The organism is Vibrio sp. 10N.222.48.A3, assembly GCF_041475345.1.
GTDB lineage: Bacteria > Pseudomonadota > Gammaproteobacteria > Enterobacterales > Vibrionaceae > Vibrio > Vibrio tasmaniensis_A.
Genome location: NZ_JBFRVX010000436.1, coordinates 1 through 3,733 on the forward strand (window position 1 = coordinate 1; position 3,733 = coordinate 3,733).

The following is a 3,733-nucleotide window of genomic DNA, read 5'->3' on the forward strand; positions in this document are numbered from 1 at the left end:
CACGCTCAAATTACCTATACAAAACTTGTTTTTTTGATTGAATCACTATAATTTCCCGTTGAACCTTTTATTTTTTAAATTTTTAGCTAAGTGTTAACGTTCTTCTTTAAGGTCAGTTCCATTATAGGATCCAACAAGTAAGAACCCATTATCCAACATTTAGTTCGATTTGTCTTCAGGATGTAGGAGTACGCATGGAGTTCAGTGTAAAAAGTGGCAGCCCAGAGAAACAGCGCAGCGCATGTATCGTTGTCGGTGTATTCGAACCGCGCCGCCTTTCTCCAGTAGCCGAGCAGTTAGATAAGATTAGCGATGGCTATATTAGTTCACTGCTTCGTCGCGGTGATCTAGAGGGTAAACCTGGCCAGATGCTACTACTGCATCAAGTACCTGGTGTACTTTCAGAACGTGTTCTGCTTGTAGGCTGCGGTAAAGAACGTGAGCTAGGCGAGCGTCAATATAAAGAAATTATCCAAAAAACCATCAGTACACTAAACGAAACGGGTTCTATGGAAGCAGTATGTTTCCTGACTGAACTGCACGTTAAAGGTCGTGATACTTACTGGAAAGTTCGCCAAGCAGTAGAAGCGACTAAAGATGGCCTTTACACTTTTGATCAATTCAAGAGTAATAAACCTGAGACTCGTCGTCCACTACGTAAACTGGTATTCAACGTACCAACTCGTCGTGAATTGAGCCTTGGTGAGAAAGCAATTTCTCACGGTCTTGCGATTGCTTCAGGTGTGAAAGCGTCTAAAGATCTAGGCAACATGCCACCTAACATCGCAAATCCTGCTTACCTTGCATCTCAAGCTCGTCGCTTGGCCGATGATTACGAGACAGTGAAAACTAAGATCATTGGCGAAGAAGAGATGGAAAAGCTGGGTATGACTTCATACTTAGCGGTAGGCCGTGGTTCTAAGAACGAATCTATGATGTCTATCATGGAATATAAAGGTGCTGCTGACCCAGATGCAAAACCGATTGTTCTAGTCGGTAAAGGTCTTACTTTCGATTCAGGCGGTATTTCGCTTAAGCCTGGTGAAGGTATGGATGAGATGAAGTACGACATGTGTGGTGCGGCTTCTGTATTCGGTACAATGAAGGCACTAGCTAAACTGAACCTACCGATTAATGTAGTTGGTATCCTAGCAGGTTGTGAAAACATGCCAGGCAGCAATGCTTACCGCCCAGGTGATATCCTAACGACCATGTCAGGCCAAACAGTTGAAGTGTTAAACACGGATGCTGAAGGTCGCTTGGTTCTATGTGATGCGCTTACTTACGTTGAACGCTTTGAACCAGACTGTGTTGTCGATGTAGCAACACTCACTGGCGCGTGTGTGATGGCGTTAGGTCACCACATCAGTGCTGTACTGTCTAATCACAACCCACTATCTCACGAGTTAGTGAATGCTTCTGAGCAAGCAAGTGACAGAGCATGGCGCATGCCAATGGCCGATGAATACCATGAGCAACTAACGAGTCCATTTGCAGATATGGCAAATATCGGTGGCCGACCTGCTGGTACAATCACAGCAGCATGTTTCTTATCTAAATTTGCTAAAAAGTACCACTGGGCACACATTGACAGTGCCGGCACAGCTTGGAAGTCAGGCGCAGCGAAAGGCTCGACAGGTCGTCCTGTCTCAATGCTTGTCCAATTCTTATTGAACCGCAGCGGCCATGAGACTGAAGAGCAATCTTCAAAATAATAGAAAGGGCCTACGGGCCCTTTTTTAATAAGCGTTATTTGCTAGCTCCTGTTGACCAAGTATGATTGGTTTCCACGATTCCAAGTTCGAGTATTCAGTATGCAGACTGCCACATTTTACATTGTGTCTTCAGACAGCCCACAAGCCGGCGAAGAGAGTTTTGCTCACTACGTGTTGTTTCTTGCTCAGCATTTTGCAAAACAAGGCGCTAAACTTTATCTCAACTGTAACGATAAAGTTCATGCTGAGCGTATCGCTGAAGTTTTTTGGCAGGTAGAGCCTACTGAATTTATCGCGCACAACTTGGTTGGCGAAGGTCCAAAATATTCAACGAATATTGAGATAGGCCATCAAGGAGTCAAACCTAATTGGAACCGCCAATTGGTAATAAATCTGGCCGATAATCATACAACCTTTGCGAACGCCTTTGCTCAGGTGATAGACTTCGTTCCTTGCGAAGAAAAAGCTAAGCAACTCGCTCGAGAAAGGTATAAAATTTACCGTCAGGCTGGATATCAGCTACAAACTATCGAGATTCAACATCCATAGTCAAACCTCATAGTTAAAGCTATCTTTGGATTTAGATTCAAGAAGCTTCACTTATGAAGTTTGACCACGATTAACCATTCACAGTATCCGTTATAAGAGCACTATGGAAAAGACATACAACCCAACATCAATCGAACAAGCTCTGTATAAGACTTGGGAAGAGAAAGGCTACTTTAAGCCACACGGTGACACATCAAAAGAAGCTTACAGCATCATGATCCCGCCACCGAACGTCACTGGTAGCCTACACATGGGTCACGCGTTCCAAGATACGATCATGGATACACTTATCCGTGCTCAACGTATGAAAGGCAAAAACACGCTTTGGCAAGTGGGTACTGACCACGCTGGTATCGCAACTCAAATGGTTGTTGAGCGTAAGATCGCTGCTGAAGAAGGCAAAACAAAACACGACTACGGCCGTGAAGCTTTCATCGACAAGATCTGGGAATGGAAAGGCGAATCTGGTGGCACGATCACTCAACAACTTCGTCGTCTTGGTGCATCTGTAGACTGGGATCGTGAGCGATTCACTATGGATGACGGCCTATCAGCTGCGACTCAAGAAGTATTTGTTCGCCTATACGAAGAAGACCTAATCTATCGTGGTAAGCGTCTAGTAAACTGGGATCCTAAACTGCACACTGCAATTTCTGATCTTGAAGTTGAAAACAAAGACAAAAAAGGTTTCATGTGGCACTTCCGCTACCCACTAGCGAATGGTGTTAAAACCGCTGATGGCAAAGACTACATTGTCGTTGCGACTACACGTCCTGAAACCATGCTTGGTGATACAGGCGTTGCAGTTAACCCTGAAGATCCTCGCTACAAAGATCTTATCGGCAAAGAAATCCTGCTTCCTATCGTAAATCGTCTTATCCCTATCGTAGGTGATGAGCACGCTGACATGGATAAAGGCACGGGTTGTGTGAAAATCACGCCAGCTCATGACTTTAACGATTACGAAGTGGGCAAGCGCCATAGCCTACCAATGATCAACATCCTAACGTTCAACGGTGATATCCGTGATGCGGCTGAAATCTTCACAACGAACGGTGAAGAAAGCGATGTGTACTCAACAGAGCTTCCAGAAAAATACCAAGGTATGGAGCGCTTTGCAGCTCGTCGTGCAACGGTTGCTGAATTTGAAGAGCTAGGCCTACTTGAAGAAATCAAAGATCACGATCTAACCGTTCCTTACGGTGACCGTGGTGGTGTGGTTATCGAACCAATGCTGACTGACCAATGGTACGTGCGTACAGCGCCTCTTGCTGCTCCTGCTGTTAAAGCCGTTGAAGATGGTGAGATTCAATTCGTACCTAAGCAGTACGAGAACATGTACTTCGCGTGGATGCGTGACGTGCAAGATTGGTGTATCTCTCGTCAACTTTGGTGGGGCCACCGTATCCCAGCATGGTACGACAACGATGGTAAAGTTTACGTAGGTCGCACTGAAGAAGAAGTTCGTG

Annotated in this window: 3 protein-coding genes; all 3 read left to right on the plus strand. The window is 45.2% G+C overall.

The window, feature by feature from the left end; translation table 11 throughout:
• Positions 1-194 precede the first annotated feature (194 nt).
• Positions 195-1,715: a leucyl aminopeptidase gene (gene pepA / locus AB4653_RS13260; RefSeq protein WP_017097529.1), complete on the plus strand. Its 1,521-nt coding sequence runs from the start codon at positions 195-197 to the stop codon at positions 1,713-1,715.
• A 99-nt stretch (positions 1,716-1,814) separates the two neighbouring features.
• Positions 1,815-2,264: a DNA polymerase III subunit chi gene (locus AB4653_RS13265; RefSeq protein ID WP_102257862.1), complete on the plus strand. Its 450-nt coding sequence runs from the start codon at positions 1,815-1,817 to the stop codon at positions 2,262-2,264.
• Positions 2,265-2,367: 103 nt separating this feature from the next.
• On the plus strand, positions 2,368-3,733 hold a 1,366-nt coding region (locus AB4653_RS13270), incomplete at its 3' end, for a valine--tRNA ligase (protein WP_372104400.1).

Excerpts from the sequence above, each read along its gene's own strand:
- pepA (WP_017097529.1), top strand. The coding sequence starts at position 195 with ATGGAGTTCAGTGTAAAAAGTGGCAGCCCAGAGAAACAGCGCAGCGCA.
- AB4653_RS13265 (WP_102257862.1), top strand. The coding sequence starts at position 1,815 with ATGCAGACTGCCACATTTTACATTGTGTCTTCAGACAGCCCACAAGCC.